This is a genomic window from Hymenobacter nivis (genome assembly GCF_003149515.1).
Lineage (GTDB): Bacteria > Bacteroidota > Bacteroidia > Cytophagales > Hymenobacteraceae > Hymenobacter > Hymenobacter nivis.
The window spans coordinates 2,462,606-2,480,062 of record NZ_CP029145.1 but is presented as its reverse complement, the minus strand read 5'-3'; the positions used below and the strand labels follow the sequence as shown (position 1 = coordinate 2,480,062).

10 protein-coding genes are annotated in these 17,457 nt (G+C 58.2%); 5 read left to right on the top strand and 5 right to left on the bottom strand.

The genetic code is table 11. The features are described from left to right. The first annotated feature begins 217 nt into the window (after positions 1-217). The 3 genes from lon (at position 218) to hslU (ending at position 5,392) form a co-directional block, all read left to right on the top strand. Positions 218-2,644: an endopeptidase La gene (lon, locus tag DDQ68_RS10945; RefSeq protein WP_109658403.1), complete on the top strand. Its 2,427-nt coding sequence runs from the start codon at positions 218-220 to the stop codon at positions 2,642-2,644. A 103-nt stretch (positions 2,645-2,747) separates the two neighbouring features. Beyond that, entirely contained in the window at positions 2,748-3,797 is a 1,050-nt protein-coding gene (gene porQ, locus DDQ68_RS10940; protein WP_109656332.1) for a type IX secretion system protein PorQ, read from the top strand. Positions 3,798-3,967: 170 nt separating this feature from the next. Then, entirely contained in the window at positions 3,968-5,392 is a 1,425-nt protein-coding gene (gene hslU / locus DDQ68_RS10935; RefSeq protein ID WP_109656331.1) for an ATP-dependent protease ATPase subunit HslU, read from the top strand. 279 nt (positions 5,393-5,671) lie between these two features. Here hslU and DDQ68_RS10930 read toward each other — a convergent pair whose 3' ends face one another. From DDQ68_RS10930 to DDQ68_RS10920, 3 genes are all read right to left on the bottom strand, one after another. Beyond that, positions 5,672-6,286, bottom strand: a complete 615-nt coding sequence (locus DDQ68_RS10930; protein ID WP_109656330.1) for a hypothetical protein — start codon at positions 6,284-6,286, stop codon at positions 5,672-5,674. Positions 6,287-6,321: 35 nt separating this feature from the next. Next, positions 6,322-7,713, bottom strand: a complete 1,392-nt coding sequence (locus DDQ68_RS10925; protein ID WP_162550027.1) for a SusD/RagB family nutrient-binding outer membrane lipoprotein — start codon at positions 7,711-7,713, stop codon at positions 6,322-6,324. Positions 7,714-7,867: 154 nt separating this feature from the next. Beyond that, positions 7,868-11,011: a SusC/RagA family TonB-linked outer membrane protein gene (locus tag DDQ68_RS10920; protein ID WP_109656328.1), complete on the bottom strand. Its 3,144-nt coding sequence runs from the start codon at positions 11,009-11,011 to the stop codon at positions 7,868-7,870. 327 nt (positions 11,012-11,338) lie between these two features. Between DDQ68_RS10920 and DDQ68_RS24760 the strand changes: the two genes are divergently transcribed. Together DDQ68_RS24760 and DDQ68_RS10910 are read left to right on the top strand one after the other, a co-directional pair. Next, positions 11,339-11,665 (top strand): helix-turn-helix domain-containing protein, encoded by a 327-nt coding sequence (locus DDQ68_RS24760; RefSeq protein ID WP_109652446.1) that lies wholly within the window; start codon positions 11,339-11,341, stop codon positions 11,663-11,665. Further along, positions 11,646-12,353 carry an IS630 family transposase gene (locus DDQ68_RS10910; protein ID WP_162549719.1) on the top strand — a complete coding sequence of 236 codons (708 nt, stop codon included), beginning with the start codon at positions 11,646-11,648 and terminating at the stop codon, positions 12,351-12,353. Before DDQ68_RS24760 ends, DDQ68_RS10910 begins: the two co-directional genes overlap by 20 nt. Before the next feature lie 432 nt (positions 12,354-12,785). Here DDQ68_RS10910 and DDQ68_RS10905 read toward each other — a convergent pair whose 3' ends face one another. Beyond that, on the bottom strand, positions 12,786-14,171 hold the full coding sequence (locus tag DDQ68_RS10905; RefSeq protein ID WP_109656327.1) for a RagB/SusD family nutrient uptake outer membrane protein: 1,386 nt from the start codon (positions 14,169-14,171) through the stop codon (positions 12,786-12,788). Between the two features lie 20 nt (positions 14,172-14,191). Continuing rightward, positions 14,192-17,404 carry a SusC/RagA family TonB-linked outer membrane protein gene (locus DDQ68_RS10900; RefSeq protein WP_109656326.1) on the bottom strand — a complete coding sequence of 1,071 codons (3,213 nt, stop codon included), beginning with the start codon at positions 17,402-17,404 and terminating at the stop codon, positions 14,192-14,194. Positions 17,405-17,457 lie beyond the last annotated feature (53 nt).

The window sequence follows — 17,457 nt, the reverse complement described above, 5'->3', positions numbered from 1 at the left end:
TGGCCCCGGGCTCTGGCACGGCACTTGACCAGCCAGGGCCGCCGACGGGTGTATCTTGTCGGCTAGTTCTGTATCCGCGGCGGGCTGCCAATCTGGCACCCCCGGCGCTTGTCCTTTGATTCCTTCTGCCATGCCCCTGGCTTCCGTTTCCATCGCCGCGGCGCGCCCTCACTGGCTGCGCGGCGAAGCCAATCCCCAACCCGAGGCCATCGCCATCATGGCGGCCGACCCCGACCACCTGCTCAACGGCGACGACGCGCCCGCCAAGCTGTCGCTGCTGCCCGTGCGCAACACTGTGCTGTTTCCGGGCGTGGTGCTGCCAGTCACCGTCACGCGCAGGAAAAGCGCTAAGCTGGTGCGCGCCATCTACGCCAGCGGCGACAAGCTACTCGGCGTAGTGGCCCAGCGCAGCCCCGACGACGCTGAGCCCACTGTGGCCGAGCTGCACCCCGTGGGCACCCTGGCTCGCATCCTCAAGCTCATTGAGCAGCCCGACGGGCAGGTGACCATCATCATCCAGGGCCAGGTGCGCTTCACCATTGAGGAGGAGCTGACCTACGCGCCCCGCCTCACGGCCCAGGTGCAGTACTTCGCCGAAACGTCGCTGAACGTGGACGTGCCCGCCGAATTTGCCCTGCTGCAAAGCTTGCGCGAGGCCGCCGGCAAGGTGGTGGAGCTGAGCCCCGAAATTCCGTCGGAGGCGCGTAGCATGCTCGAAGGCATCCAGTCGCCGGCTTTCCTCACGCATTTTCTGTGCTCGAACGTGCAGCTCGACCTGCCCGCCAAGCAGCGCCTGCTGGAGCTGAGCGACCCCGAGCAGCAGGCCCGCCAGCTGCTCGAAGCGCTGCTGAACCAGGTGGAGCTGCTCGAAATCAAGCAGGATATCCGCACCAAAACCCACACCGGCATCGACGCCCAGCAGCGCGAGTACTTCCTGCGCCAGCAGCTCAAAACCTTGCAGGACGAGCTGGGCCAGGAGGGCCCCGACCAGGACATTGGCCGCTACCGCGACCGGGCCCTGACCAAAAAGTGGCCCGAGCCGGTGGCCATGCACTTCGCCAAAGAGATGGAAAAGCTGGCCCGCACCAACCCGATGGCGCCCGACTTCTCAGTGATTTCCAACTACGTGGAATTCCTGCTCGACCTGCCCTGGAACGAGTACACGAAGGACAAAATCAACCTCAAGCAAACCCGCAAAATCCTCGACGCCGACCATTTCGGCCTGGAGAAGGTGAAGGAGCGCATTCTCGAATATCTGGCCGTGCTCAAGCTGAAGCAGGACTTGAAGTCGCCCATTTTGTGCCTGTACGGCCCCCCCGGCGTGGGTAAAACCTCCCTCGGGCGCAGTATTGCCACGGCGCTGGGCCGCAAGTACGTGCGCCTGAGCCTGGGCGGCGTGCGCGACGAGGCCGAAATCCGCGGGCACCGCAAAACCTACGTGGGCGCCATGCCGGGCCGTATCATTGCCCAAATTAAGAAGGCCGGGGCCAGCAACCCAGTCATCATTCTGGACGAGATTGACAAGGTGAGCGCCGACTTCCGCGGCGACCCCAGCTCGGCCCTGCTCGAAGTGCTCGACCCGGAGCAGAACTCGACCTTCGTCGATAATTATTTAGAGGTAGAGTATGACCTGAGCAAGGTGCTCTTTATTGCCACGGCCAACTCGCTCGACACTATTCAGCCCGCCCTGCGCGACCGGATGGAAATCATCGATCTGACCGGCTATACCCAGGAAGAAAAGGTGCAGATTGCCAAGAAGCACCTGTGGCCCAAGCAGCTGCGTGAGCACGGCCTGGGGCCCCAGGAAGTAAAAATCAGCGACGGGGCCCTGCACCGCGTGGCCGACGACTACACCCGCGAGAGTGGCGTGCGCGGCCTGGAGCGCAAGCTGGCCGCCGTGACGCGCAACCTGGCCCGCCGCAAGGCCGGCAAGGAGCCCGTGCCCGCCGTCCTCGATGCCGCCGAGGTGCGCCGCATCCTGGGGGCCCCCATTTACGACCGCGACATGTACCAGGACAACGACACGGCCGGCGTGGTGACGGGCCTGGCCTGGACCAGCGTGGGCGGCGACATCTTGTTCGTGGAGAGCCTCTTGAGCCGCGGTCGAGGCAAGCTTACGCTCTCGGGCCAGCTCGGCGACGTGATGAAGGAATCGGCCATTACGGCCCTGAGCTACCTGCGCAGCCGGGCCGACGAAATCGGCATCGACTACCGCTTGTTTGAGCAGTACGACCTGCACATTCACTTCCCCGAGGGTGCCGTGCCCAAGGACGGGCCCAGCGCGGGCATCGCCATTTTCACCAGCATGGCCTCGGCCTTCACCCAGCGCCGGGTGCGCCCACGCCTGGCCATGACCGGCGAAATCACGCTCCGCGGTAAGGTGCTGCCAGTGGGCGGCATCAAGGAAAAGCTGCTGGCCGCCCGCCGCGCCGGCATGACGGACATTATCCTCTGCGCCAAAAACCGCAAGGACGTGGACGAAATCACCGCCGACTACCTCCAGGGCCTGCATATTCACTACGTCGACCGCGTGTTGGATGTATTAGGCGTGGCCCTGCTCGCCGAGCTGGTGCCGCACCCCCAAAAGCTGCCCGTGCGCGACGAGCCGGTGCCCGCCCCGGGTCCCAGCGTGGAGGTGCAGTAGGTAGAATTAAAAATTAAAAATGAAGAATTAAAACTGGCTCACGAAGGCGGGCCGGCGTTCGTTTCTCCTTTTTAATTCTTCGTTTTTAATTTTTAATTCCCCCGTGAAGCACTTTTCCGCCCGCCGGCTTGCCGGTTTTGCTTTCGGACTGGCGGGCCTGCTGGGGGCCCTGCCCGCCGCTGCCCAGCTTGGGGGGCGGGCAGTGCTGCCGTTTCTGGACCTGCCGCCCGGGGCCCAGCTGGCGGCCTGGGGCGGCATGAACCCATCGGCCCGCAGCGCCGACCCCACCATGCTCTTCGGCAACCCCGCGCTGCTGAACGCCGACATGGACCACCGCCTGGCCCTGAGCTACGTGGGCTACGTGGCCGACATCAAGCAGAGCACCGCCGCCTACGTGTTCAACACGGCCAAAGCCGGCCGCTTCGGCCTGGCCCTGACGTACGTGAACTACGCCGACCTGCCCAGCTACGACGCGGCCGGCAACAGCCTGGGCTCGTTTGTGGTGAGCGAGTACACGGCCGGCGTGAGCGACAGCTACACCAAGGGCAAGTTCACGTTTGGCCTCACCGCCAAGCTGGCCGTGTCGAGCATTGCCGGCATCCGCTCACTGGCCGGCGTGGCCGATGCCGGCGTATTATACAAGCACCCCACCCAGGATTTTACGCTGGGCCTGGTGGCCAAAAACGTGGGCTACCAGTTCGTGCCCTACGCTGGCACCACCCGGGGCCCCCTACCGCTCGACGTGCAGCTGGGCACCACCGCCAAGCCCACGCACATGCCGGTGCGTTTCTCGCTTACGGCCCACCACTTGCAGCAGTGGGATATTCAGTACCTCGACCCCGCCGCCACCACCCTCGACGCCAACGGTGGCGTGCAGGCCCCCAAAAAAAGCTTCGGCGATAACCTGGCCCGGCATTTCACGGTGGGTGCCGCCCTGGTACTCAGCCAGAACCTGCAACTGCGCGTGGGCTACAACCACCTCCAGCGCCGCGAGCTGCGCTTGGCCACCACTAGCGGCGGGGCCGGCCTCAGCTTCGGGGCGATGGTGGCCATCAGCGGCTTTCAGCTCGATTACACGTATGCTACCCTGCAAGCGGCGGGGGCCAGCAACTATTTTACCCTGGCGCGCGCTTTAGTTAAGAAGAAAGATTAACCCGCGGGTTATAATTGGCCAGGTGAAATCAAACTGACAATATATCATTGGCAACTCGTTGTCAGTTAAAATAATAGCTAGCAGCTAAAAGCTAACGGCTCAATACTTGAACTACTCCCCGGGCCCCGGGGCGGCGGCCGTTCGCCGGTCCGGGGCCCCATTCCCTACCCATGCTCCAAGAACATTTCCTGACCCCGGCCCAAATCGTGGCCGAACTCGACAAGTACATCATCGGCCAGCACGAGGCCAAGCGCCACGTAGCCATTGCCCTGCGCAACCGCTGGCGCCGCCTGCACGCACCGGCCGATATGCAGGCCGAAATCGTGCCCAATAACATCCTCATGATTGGGGCCACCGGCGTGGGCAAAACCGAAATTGCCCGCCGCCTGGCCCACCTCGCCGACGCGCCCTTTGTGAAGGTGGAGGCCAGCAAGTTCACGGAAGTGGGTTACGTAGGCCGCGACGTGGAAAGCATGGTGCGCGACCTGGCTGAGCAGAGCGTGAGCCGCGTGCGCCAACGCCGCCAGGAGGCCGTGAAGGCCCAGGCCGCCCAGGCTGTGGAAGACCTGATCCTCGACGCTCTCATTCCGCCCCTCAAAGCCCCCGGCAAGGACGGCGGCGCGGCGCGTGCGAACGTGGGCTTCGGCGGCAGTAGTGAAAACATCGTGGGTGATGCCCTGCCCACCTCCGACCAGGAACTGAACGAGCGTACCCGCGAGCGGTTCCGCCAAAAGATCCGCAACGGCGAAATGGAAGACCGCCACATTGAGATTCAAGTAGCTCAGGCGGGGCCTAACGTGGGCGTGATGGGGGCCCCGGGCATGGACGAGGCCGCTCTCTCGGGCTTGCAGGAAATGCTGGGCAACATGATGCCCAAGAAGTCGCGCAAGCGTAAGGTGACCGTGGCTGAGGCCCGCAAAGTCCTCCTCGAAGAGGAGGCCACCAAGCTCATTGATATGGAAGAGGTGAAGGAGGAAGCCATCCGCCAAGCCGAAAACGCGGGCATCATCTTCATCGATGAAATTGACAAGGTGGCCACCAGCGGCGGCGGCAAGAACGGGGGCCCCGACGTGAGCCGCCAGGGCGTGCAGCGCGACCTTCTGCCCATCGTCGAAGGGTCGGCCGTGAGCACCAAGTATGGCATCGTCAACACCGACCACATTCTGTTCATTGCCGCTGGCGCCTTCCACGTTAGCAAGCCCAGCGATTTGATACCCGAGCTGCAAGGCCGCTTCCCCATCCGCGTCGAGCTGCAAAGCCTGACCAAAGACGACTTCTACCGCATCCTCAAAGATCCCAAAAATGCCCTTACCAAGCAGTACGAAGCGTTGCTAAAGGCCGAGGAAGTAGAGCTGACCTTCGACGATGCCGCCCTGGAGCGCGTGGCCCAAATCGCCTTTGAAGTAAACGCCGAGGTGGAAAACATCGGGGCCCGCCGTCTGCACACCGTCATGAGCCGCCTGCTCAACGACCTGCTCTTCGACGTGCCCGACAAAATAGGGCCCCACGCCCACATCCAAATTACTGCCGAACTGGTAGAGGAACGCCTAGCCAGCATGGTCAAAAACCGCGACCTGAGCCAGTACATTCTCTGAGGAGTTGGCTTGTCAGTTTCAATAGAATTAAAACGGAGACTGTATTAGAATTGCTATCAATTGACGGTGAATTTCTTAAGTAAATTATAACGTTATGCTGAGCTTGCTGAAGCATCTCCACTACTCCGTTAAACGATGCAGTAGAGATGCTTCAGCAAACTCAGCATGACGTTCTCAGCATAAAAAATCTTGATAATCAGCAAATAGTAACGCAAATAATAAAAAAAGCCCTGGCATCATTTGCCAGGGCTTTTTTTATTATTTGCGTTTACGCGGGTTTTAGATGAGCCGAACGTCTACCTCAGTAGGAATAAGGATGGTGCCGTCTTCCAGAGTAATAAGAAAGAAAAAGCGCAGTTGGTTGGGTGCTTGCGGGTCCGCATTTGGCGTGAGAGTACCTTTTCTTCCGGTCGACTTGCCGGAAAAGACGAAGGCGGCGGCTTTCGTTGCGCTACCCGGCAGAACAGCGAAGGCAGCGTTGAGCCGCTTCACGTAATCCCGCATCGCGTTCAAGTCTGAACTGAACGTGATGGTATTTGAGCCGTTGCCAGCGATGGTGGTGGTTGTGTAGCTGGGGTAACGCCCATCCTGCAGGTACTCCACCCCGCCGTTGCCGGTGGCTATTTTCGTGATTTCCTTTATTTTGCCTTTGTCAGCGGGAATGCTGAAGGCAATGGAAAACGTGCCGGTGGAATTAGGACTGCCGTTCGTAGTGTCCACTTTGGCGGTTACGATGGGGAAACGCTCAAAATACACTTGATTGGTGACGGTGACCGGAATAGCGGCAAGGCTGTCTTGAAGCGGGCCGAGCTGGTTGCCGTAGTCTTTCTTACAAGCCGTAAAACTTACGGCAAGAAGCAGAAGGGCAAAAAACTTAAAGGCTATATTTTTCATGGTATGAAGCAAAGGAGAGTTGTTGGAGCCAGGCATTATTTCGATGCCCACCAGACCGGGTCGGAAATTACCGTCGTCGGAACGTTGTCTCTGTTGCCGGATACTTCGGACGGTGGGTACAGCAAACGCTGCGGAATATTTGGGGTAACTACCACGTTCAAGGCCGGTTGCAACCTCGGGCGACCCGTCCGACGGTAATCATTAAACGACTCGTAGCCGTTGCCAAGCCAAGCCATCCACTTCTGACGAAGAATTTGGTCAACTTTTTGGTCATCTGTACCATGTAGCCCTACTATAGCCGGGTTGGCAGTAAAATAGGCATCAATCTCGGCCGTTGTAAGGCCTGTTTCCTCCATCGAGCGACGAATACCTTCCTTGTACAAAGCATCGGCATCGCCGGCGGTTTTTAGTCGTATTGCCGACTCCGCCAGGATGAAAGCCCGCTGAAAATTGGTAAGCAAGCGAATCGGGCCTGCCCCCGCTGCACCGCTTTTTGGGTCATTCAACACGTAAGCACCGTACACCGAACGGCTTGTCTTTGCCGGATCAGCGTTCCTCGCGGGTGCAACGATGTTATTACCGTTTTCGAAGCCTGTGAATTTACCAAACGAGGTAGTTTCTGTGGGAGTGGGGTTGCCGGGTGTAGTCGTGAAATACTTGGGCAGGCGCGGGTCTTTGTAAGCCGCCAGCGAGTCCAGGAAGCGGGTGCTAGCCATTTGGTCATCAGGCCGGTTCGTGACATTGTAAGAGTAGAACGGATTCGTGTTACCCACGGCAGGGCCGAAAGGAACGGCGAAGTCATCACCATTAGCGTTAATGGCGGCGCTACCACCGACTCCTTTGGCCAATACTTCGTTAATCACCTTCGTAGCTAAGGCCGGGTCTTTGCTGCTTACAGTGTTGGCAAATTTCAGCAGTAGCATGTTACCCACTTTCCTCCACTTTGCAAGGTTGCCGCCATAAACTACGTCATCAGCACCGGGTGTTAAAGCACTGGTTTTATCCAAATCAGCCAAGCCGTCGCGCACTAGGTCAAATAAGCTTTGGATTCCGGTGGCACCCTCGTATATGTCCTGTTGCTTATCAAAGACGGGGTGGAGATTGGCCAGTCCTTGCAACGCCTGCGAGTAGGGAATGTCACCCCACATGTCAGTAGTCAGTGCGAAGTTGTATGCCTTGATGAGCTTGGCGATGCCCGAATACGCCGGGCTGGTTGCCTGGGTGCTGGTAATGAGTGTTTGCGCACCAATCAGGTTATTGCCATAAAGGTCACCCTGCCATTCGTTATCGTAGTTGCCATTGATTACATAACGGTCTTCTGTGGCAGGTTGGTTGGCAATGCCTGCGTAGTGCTGAGTGAACAGGTCGCCATCCCGGCCCAGCGTGTTGCCTACCACAAAACCAGTGCCGACGGTGATGGCCGGCAATTGGACAGAGGGAGGGACGACGGTTGGACTGTTGGGGCTGGCGTTGACGTCCAAAAAATTGTTGGGGGAGCAACTTGCGACTGCCAGGGCAGCCGTAGCAAGTGCAGAATACCGAAAGCTATATAGGTTTTTCATCTGTGCTTTTGTGATTCCGTTAGAGAGTGAACCGCAGGTAAGCGCCGTAGCTGCGCACGCTCGGGGGGCCCTGCAGGTCAAGGCCACGGATGTTACCCGCCCCTTGGGTGTTCACTTCCGGGAAGAAGTTGGCATTGGGTGCGTAGTAAAACAGGTTCCGGCCCGACAGCGAGAAGGTTACGTTGCCAAAAGGAGTGTGCTCCAACAACCCCTTGGGTAGTGAGTAGCCCAGCGATACTTCGCGCAAGGTGTAGTGGGTTCCGTCAAATATGGCCCGGTCGCTCTGCAAACCTTGGTTGGCCCAGTAGCTCTGAGCATCAACCTGAATATTATTCTGGCGATAAGTACCGTCCGCACTCTGAATCACGCCCGGAATAACACGGGGCTGTTCGCGGTTTTGGCCGGTTTCTTTCAACAAGCCGGATGACTTGTAAGCGGCCTGGGTAAAGGAAAGGATGTCGCCCCCGACAATCGCATCAGCCAAGAAAGAAAGCGTCAGGCCTTTGTAAATCAATGTGTTAGTAATTCCGCCCTGCCACTTTACGTTCGGATTAGCCGTGACTTGTGAGCTTAATTCGGGCACCCACAAACCAGTTTTGCCGTTAATCAGGTACTGGCCGTCAGGAGCAGTGGCCTTTTTCTGGCCCAGGATAACCCCGTAAGGTTGGCCGGCCACGTATGACGGAATAGAACCGATAAAGGCACTGCCCGGAATCGACGAGCTTGGCACGCCGGGATAAATGGAAACGACCAGGTTGCGCAGCCAGGTGTAGTTGGCCGAAACATCCCAGGTGAAGCCCGAAGCGGATTTGACGGGCCTGATCGTAGCCAATACTTCAATGCCCTTATTATCAAGTTCGCCCGAATTGGTGTAAAAGCTGGTGTAGCCGGTAGAGCCTGGAATAGTAACGGGCACAATCTGGTTGGTGCTAACGGTCTTGAAATAAGTAGCATCAAACGTCAGACGGTTGTTAAAGAAGCCCAGGTTTAAGCCCACTTCGGCCGACTTAGTAAACTCCGGCTTCAAATTGTCGCCGCCGCCCAAAGTGTTGCTGGGAGTGAAGCCCACCAACCCGATAAAAGGGTAAGTGACGTTGGCGACGTTATTGCCCTGGCCTGCCTGCACATAATAGCTGTCGAGCCGGTAGGGGTCCGCGTCGCGGCCCACTTGCGCATAGGCCGCCCTAATTTTACCGTAGGAGAAAAAGCGGGAATCGATGTGTAAGGCATCCGTGAACACAAAGCCAGCCGAAATGGACGGGTACAGAAATGTGTTGTTGTTTTTAGGCAAGGTCGATGATTGGTCAACCCGCGCCGTTGCTTCCAGAAACAAGTAGTTGTTGTAAGATAGCGACAGGTCGGCGTAGTAGCCAAGTAGGCGACGAACGGTAGAAAATTCGCCGCTGCCGTTGAAGTTAGCAGCATTGCTGGCATTGTAAAAACCGGGCAAGGCCAGAGAAACCCCCGAAACATACTGCTCGTTGCGCCGGCGCTGGTTGACCTGCTGACCAACCAGTAGATTGGCATTCAGCTTGTCTATAAAAATGTTTTCCTTCTTGGCGTTTATCAGCAGGTCGCCGGTGAACTCAGCGTACTGAATATTGTCCTGAAAAATCAGGCCGCTTGGGTTACGGGCCGAACTGAGGGAAGCAATTTGCTTCCGGCGGTCGGTGTACGCGTCCAGACCGGCCCGGTAGGCCACGCTCAGCCACGGGAGAATATCGTAGCTGACGTTAGCCACGTTGATGAAGCGGGTAACGTTACTGGCTGTGTTAGAATTGCGAAGGTTATAGTTCGGGTTGTCGCGGCCTGGGAAGTACAAGTTAGTTCCCGTAGCCGTCTGATAGGGCTGCCCTTGTAAATCGAAGCTTCGTGGTACCAAAGCCAAGGTACCGAAGGCACTGCCACCGTTACCCGTTTGGGGAGAGAGCTGCTCGGTTTGCGAAAAATTTACCGAGCCCGAGATTCGTACTTTGTTCTGCAACGTAGTACCACCCCCCAACTGAACGTTGGTGCGCTTTAGGAGCGATGATTCCGTGATGCCCTTTTGGTCGGTGTTGTTGATGTTGAGCGAGAAGTTGGACGTGCCGTTATTGCCCGCCAACTGTACCCCGTTCGTCAGCAAACGTCCTTGCCGGAAGAAGTTTTTAATGTTGTCTGGGTACGCTTGGTAAGGCAAAAAACTGGCATCGGCGAGCAGTAAACCGTTTGCTCGGGTAGGCATCGTACCGAAGCGGGGACCCCAAGAGTTGGGGCTGCCTGTAAAAATGTTTCCGGCTCCACCGGTGGTAGTATTTACCCCCAGGGTTCCTTGGCCGTAGTCGTTCTGAAAGTCGGGCAGCCCTAGTACCTGCTGAAAATTGAGACCCGAAGTGACATTAATCTCCAGCTTTCTACTGACGTCAGCGCCCGACTTAGTGGTAATTACAATCGCACCCGATGAAGCCCGCGAGCCGTAAAGCGCGGCCGCGGCCGGTCCTTTCAAAACGCTGATGCTGGCAATATTTTCCGGATCGATGTCCGCGATCCGGTTCGACGTTTGGGCTCCGTACAAGGTGCCCGCCGCGCCCCCGTTCGTACGGTCAGCATCGTTACTAATCGGAATACCGTCTACTACGAACAGGGGCTGGTTGCTACCCGTCAGCGAAGTGATACCGCGGAGGTTGATGTTGACAGAAGAGCCGGCCAAGCCACTAGCTCCCGTAATGCTCACGCCAGCAATCTTGCCTTGCAGGGCCGTGATGACATTGGGCTCGGACTTTTGGGCAACCTCTCCGCCTTTGATTTCCTGGGTTGCATAGCCCAGCGTGCGCTTGTCTTTCTCAATACCGAGGGCCGTTACCACGACTTCGCTCAGTTCGCGCGCGTCTTGCAGTAAGGCAACGTTAATCTGTGCTTGTTTGCCGATTGGCCGCTCTTGAGTGGCCATGCCTACGGACGAAAACACTAGCGTTGTTCCATCTTGAGGAACGGTCAGAGCGTACGCACCATCGGCACTGGTAGAAACGCCGGTGGTGGTGCCTTTCAGCAGCACGGTTACTCCTGGCAAACCTTCGCCGGATTTTTGGTCGGTTACTCTTCCTGAGACGGTCCGCGTTTGGGCCATCACTTGGTGGTAGAGTGTGAACATGAGCACCAAGCTCATGAGTAATGTTCTTTTCATATGCGAAAAAGAGTTAGTTGCCCGGTTGGGCAGATGAAAAATTAGATTTGGTAAATGAAATGCTGCCCAAAAGGTAATGGTTTAGAAACTCATTAATGGAATTTTTTCATCAATAGTACACCAAAATGCCCTGTAAAACAACCTCAACTAGTAACCAGATGAGCTTAATATTCTGCTTTTTATCACCGACGCTAATATAAAATATATAGTAATTTAAATAAATATTATTACATATTATATCTGAAAAATGTTCTGTCATTCCACACTTCGGCCACTAAGCACCCATGCACAAGTAATCGTGTGGGGCGAAGGCGCTAATTTTGGCGTATGCTACTCGCTTCACTTCCGCTCGCAGCTCCTGAAATCACCACCCTGGAGGCCGCTGCTGCTCAGGGCCCGCACCCGCGAATGCGGCGGCGTGCCCAAGTTATTTTGGGACACCACCGCGGGGCGACCGTTCAGCAATTGGCCACTTTGTTTGCCGTGGGCTATAATACGGTCGGTATCTGGCTGCGCCGCTGGCAGGAGCTGGGCTTGGCCGGGCTGGCCGAGGGCCAGCGGTCGGGCCGCCCGCCGAAACTCCCACCAGCAGTAAAAAAAAGTAGCGACCTGGCTGGGTACGGCCACCCAGCAATTGCGCGCGTGGCTTCCTGACATCCGCCGAGGCTGGGGCCTCAAGCTCAGCCTGAGCACGCTGCGCCGGCTGGCGCGCCGCGCCGGCTACCGCTGGAAGCGCTGCCGCAGGAGTCTGAAAGCGCAACGCGACCCGGTCTTGTTTGCCGCCGCCCAGCAGCACCTGCACACGTTGCACCAAGCCGAAGCCCGCGGCGCGGTGGCCGTGGTCTACGTCGATGAGTGCCGCTTCTCGCGCCAAGCCCCCGTGCCCTATGCCTGGCAACGGCGTGGGCAGCCCCCGGTGGGCCTGCCCGCCGTACGGGGGCGCGGGGGGCATTCGGTCCTGGGCTTCTGGCAGGCCCACGCCCCGCACCAGCCCCTGGAGGCCTACGTGCGGGAAGGCAGCCTGACGGCCGACTTATTTGTGCTGGCCGTCAACGCATTCTGCCACAGTCTAAGCGGCCCTACCGTGCTCGTACTCGACAATGCCTCCATTCACAAAGCGCACGTGGTGCGCGCTTGTGAAGCCAAGTGGGCAGCGGCCGGCCTGACACTCTTTTTCTTGCCCGCCTACAGCCCCGAACTCAACCACATCGAACTGCTCTGGCACCGCTGCAAGCACTATTGGGTTCGCCCCCAGGATTACGCCACGGAGCAAACCTTGCTACAACGCCTCGAACACGTGCTGGCAAACGTCGGTAATCACTACACGATTACTTTTGCATGAGTGCTTAATGGCGTTGAAAATTGCCGAGAGAAAATATTGCCCCTCACAAAAAGTTTGGGCATATCATGGCCAGGGGCCCTTAAAAAGGTCCTGGCCAATTTGGCCTTGGCCTTTGCCCTAATCTTTTTTCTATCCTTCCCCAGGGGGTAAGGTCAGCGCTATTTTTTGCTAGCCAACTCTCAATAAGGTTCTTCCATTTGCTGGACCAGTTGCAAATAGAGGGTCAGGAGGTTTGCATTCGACGTGCCTAGCAAAATGGGGGCCCGCGCCCATCCCCACTCACAGCAGAGTGGGGCGATGAGCGCCTGGCCAGCGTGGTCAAAAACCGCGACCTGAGCCAGTACATTCTCTGAGGATTTGCGCGCGGTATAGACGCAAAAAAGCCCCAGCCAAGTTGGCTAGGGCTTCTTTGCATACAAGGGGTCCGCTGAATTAATACTGCGGATTCTGCGCAATCACTCCATTGGTGATGTTGACCTCGCGCAACGGGATGGGGAACAAGTTGCGGTAGGTCTGGTTCCAGGCATTTGGCACTGCCGGCGGTACCGTGCCCAGTATTGATTGTACGTTGTTGGTGCGGCGCAGGTCGAACCAGTAGTTGCCTTCGTAAGCTAACTCCAAGCGGCGCTGCAATAGGATATCATTAACCAGATCCGGCGCCGTGGTGGCTGTGGTGGGGGCCAGGCCGGCCCGCGTACGAATGAGGTCAAGCTGGGTCGTAGCGGTGGCCAGGTCACCGGTTTGGGCAGCGGCTTCGGCCAGCGTCAGCACCACTTCTGCATAACGTACCGCGTTAAATGGGTCGTCGCGGGTGGCAGTATGGGTGTATTTAAGCGTGGTGCCCGAAGGAGCCACGTTGACGGCCAGGCGTCGGTCGCCGGTCGGGTGCGCCGCTGCAAAGCCCGTGCCCGGGTCAAACTCGTTCCGTCCGCCGGGGGCAGGGTACCAGTAAAAAGCGAACAGGTTCTGATCGGTATTCGAGAATACCAGCTGCCAAATAGCATCGGGTGCTGTGATGCCCGTGGCCGCGGCCGTGGCAAAGCCACCTGTGGCGGACACTTGCTTGGCGAACGCCAGGGCATTGGCGTAGTTGCGCATTCGTAACTCAAAGCGGGCCCGCAGGGCCAGTGCTGCGCTTTTGGTGACGAGGGCAACGGTGCCATCCCCATCCGTCAGGTTGGCAACAGCAAAATCCAGGTCGGCCCGGATGGCTGCTGCTACTTCGGCTTCGGTTGAGCGGGGAACCGGGGCCGTCTCCGAGCCAATGGACGTAGTAGGCGTGAGGCGCAACGGCACGCCGAGGCCCCCGGTGTAGCCGTAGCCCTGGGGGCTGCCGCCCCACAAAGCCAGCAAGTTCATGTAGCTATAGGCCCGTAGTGCCCGGGCCTGGCCTTGGGTATCCAGCTTTGGAAAGGCGGGGTCGGTAATCTTGTCGCTCTGCTGCAGCAGGTAGTTGGTGCGGTTAATAGCGCTGTAAATGGCGTTCCAGGTGTTGCCTACCTGCACGTTGTCCGGCGCAGTCTGGTTCTGGTTTATCAGCCCGAAGGTGGTGTTATACGTGCCTACTTCCCGGATTTCTCTGGCTAGCAAGTCAACTGTTGACGGAAAACCTACCCCGTCGTAGTCAACATCTTGTAGTGCATCATAGCAGCCAAGCAAGCCGGCGGCGGCATCTTCCTTGGTGCTGTAGCCGGCATTCGAGCTGATGTCGTTCGTTGGCTGCACGTTTACTGCCTTGTCGCACGCACCCACGGCCAGCCCCAGGCCTAAAAGCAGGGCCGAGCGGTTGGCAAGCTGACGAAAATTAATTATTTGCATGGTTATGAATAAGCAAGAGGTTAGAAGCCGAGCGTCACGCCGCCGGTGATGGTGCGGGCCTGGGGATAAGTAAAAAAGTCGGTGCCGGGTGATGCGTTACTGTCTTGATTCGTACCGTTGACTGTGCTAACTTCAGGATCGAGGCCCGTGTATTTAGTGAAGGTCACCAGATTTTGCGACTGCACGTAGATGCGCACGGTGCGCAGGTGGGCGCGGGTAGCCAGGGCCGACGGCAGGGTGTAGCCCAGCGTCAGGCTTTTCAGGCGTAGGTACGAGCCGTCCTCCAGGAACCGGTCCGACGTCCGGGCATTGTTGTTGGGGTCGTTGTACACGGCGCGCGGCATGTCGGTGTTGGTGTTGGTCGGCGTCCACCGGTTCAGCACCGCCACGTCCTGGCCATATACGCTGCTCATGCCCTGGGTATAGGCCCGCGGGTTGTTGTACACTTTGTTGCCCACGTTGTATTGCAGGAAGGCGCTAAAGTCAAAGTTCATGAAGCGGAACGTGTTGGTAATGCCCCCGTAATATTTAGGCTGAGCGTTGCCCATAATCTCCTGGTCAGCGGCCGTTATGCGGCCATCACCGTTCAGGTCCTTGAACTTGATGTCGCCGGGCCGGGTGTCAGTAGACTGGTAGGCCGCGTCAGCCGAGCCACTGGCCGTCCTGGCCTTGGCGTCCAATGCGTTGATTTCATCCTGGGTCTGGAAGATATGGTCCACGCGGTAGCCATAGAACGCACCCAATGGCTGGCCCACGATGAGGCGGCTGGCAAAACCCTGCGCAGTACCGGTAGCGCTGAGGTCCGACAGCTTCGTTACCTTATTGCGGTTGAAGCTGATGTTGAAGTTGGTTTCCCAGTTAAAGCCCGTGCCTTCGTGGCGGAAGTTAACCGTGGTCAGGGCAAACTCGATGCCTTTGTTCTCGAGGTTGCCCACGTTGGCGCTGTAGCTCAGGAAACCGGTATCGGACGGCAGGTTCTGCGCGAGCAACAGGTCATCGGTTTTGCGTTGGTACACATCCGCCGAGATGTAAAAGCGGTTCTGCAAGAAGCCGAAGTCCACGCCTATGTTGGCTTGGCGCGTCCGCTCCCATTTCAGGTTGGGGTTAGCCAGTTGTGAAAAAGCCAAGCCGCCCTGGGCGAGGTAGTTGTTACCCGGGCTGATGAGGCCGCGCGAACCAAAGTTGCCAACAGGTTGGTTGCCCGTCTCGCCGTAGCTGCCCCGGAATTTCAATTCGCTCAGGGTAGTCTGGTCCTTGAGGAAGCTCTCCTCAATTACGCGCCAGCCCGCCGAGACTGCTGGGAAATAGCCCACTTGGTTATCGGTTCCAAAGCGCGAGCCTTGGTCGCGGCGCACGGAGGCCCCTAACAGGTAACGGCCCTTATAGGCATAATCAACTTTTGCCAGCAAGCCAAACAGCGCGTTGCCCGTGGAAGCAGAGGTAGCCGCCGTTTTTGTAGCACCGGCCGAAAGCTCACGGATGGCGTTGCTGGGGAAGCCCGTCACCTCCGTGAAAATAGTGCTCAGACGATCACGCTGGTACTCGGCTACCACCAAAGCACTCAGGCTGTGGTCGGTGCCGAACGTTTTATTGTAGTTCAGCGAGCTGATGTGGTTGTAGTTCAGGTCCTGCGAAGTAGCCGCGGTGGCATCGCCACGTACCGCGGCCCCGGCGTTGGTTAGAGTCGATAAGAAAACATCGTCGCGGCTGTAGGTATAGTCGATGCCGAAGGTGGCCCGGTACTTCAGGTTCTTGACCAGCTCAAACTCGGTGTACTGGCTGCCAATCAAGCGGTTGGTGGTAGCCTTGAAAAAAGGCTCTTTGGCCGCGGCCACCGGGTTTTCCAGCGAGCCGTTTTTGTAGTAGGTGCCGTCGGCGTTGTAAATCGGCAGGTCGCTGGAGTAGAGGCGGGCCGTTGTCAGCACCCCGTAAATGTTGTTGTCGTTGTTTACGCGGTTGTTCACGCTCTGGCTCAGGCCAATGGAGACGCCCATCCGTACTTTGTCCGACAGCTTATTGTCTACCGACAAGCGGGCGCTACCGCGGGCGAAACCCGAGCCAATAATAGTGCCTTGCTGGTCGAAGTAGTTCAGTGCCAAGCGGTAGCGGCTGGCATCCGAGCCACCCGAAAATGTCAGGCCGTAGTTGCTGATGGGGGCCGTGCGCAGCACCTCCTTGCCCCAGTCGGTGCTGGTGGACGTGGCGGGGTTCTGAAACTGGCTCAGGGGCCGAACCGGGCCGGCGTCCACGTATTGGGCTAGGCCGTTCACGATGGTCGCGTCGCCGGGGCCGTATATGTAGGCGGCCAAGTCAGCATTGCTGCGGAAGATGGCGCCGAAAGCCGGGTAGTTGCCGGCCGCGTTGGCCGGGTACGCGCCAGCGGCGGCGTCCAGAAACAGCTGGGTTTGCTGCGCGCCGTTTAGTACCTGCGGGCGCTTCCACACCGACTGGGCCCCGGTGTAGTAGTCGAGGTCGATGCGGGCCTTGCCCGACTTGCCCCGCTTGGTGGTGATGAGCACCACGCCGTTCGAGCCCCGCGAACCGTAGATGGCGGCCGAGGCGGCGTCTTTCAGCACTTCAATGGACTCGATGTCGTTGGGGTTAAGGTCACTCAGGCCGTTGGTCAACTGGCCTCCCGCGCCCTGCTGGGTGGGGCTGGTCGTGACGACGGGCAAGCCGTCCACCACGTACAGCGGCTCGTTGCTGCCCCCAATGGAGGCCGCGCCACGCACGCGCACGCTAATGCCGCCACCGGGTGTGCCCGAACTCTGCACCACTTGCACCCCGGCGGCCCGGCCTTGTAAAGCCTGGTCAACGCTGATGATAGGCTGGTCCTTGTAGTCAGCTGAATTTACCGTGGACACGGCGCCTTTTACTTCACGGCGATTCTGTTGGGTGCCGTAGCCCATCACCACAATCTCGTTCAATTGCTTCGTGTCAGTGGCCATGGCTACCGACATTACTGCCGAACTACCGATGGGCTGCTCTTGGGTGATGAAGCCCACGGAGCTGAACGCCAGCGTGCCGCCGCTGGCAGGAACGCCTAGGGTGAAGCCGCCGTCGGCGTTGGTTGATACACCGGTGGTGGTGCCTTTCAGCACCACCGTTACGCCGGGTAGGCCCCCGCCGTTGGTCTGGTCAGTTACTCTGCCCGAAATGGTCCGCGTTTGGGCCATTACTTGATGGAAAAGCGTGAACATGAGCACCAAGCTCATGAGTAGTGTTTTTTTCATAAGTGATGAAGAGAAAGGGGGGTAAGTAAAGAAATTGTATTCTTTAAATCAAA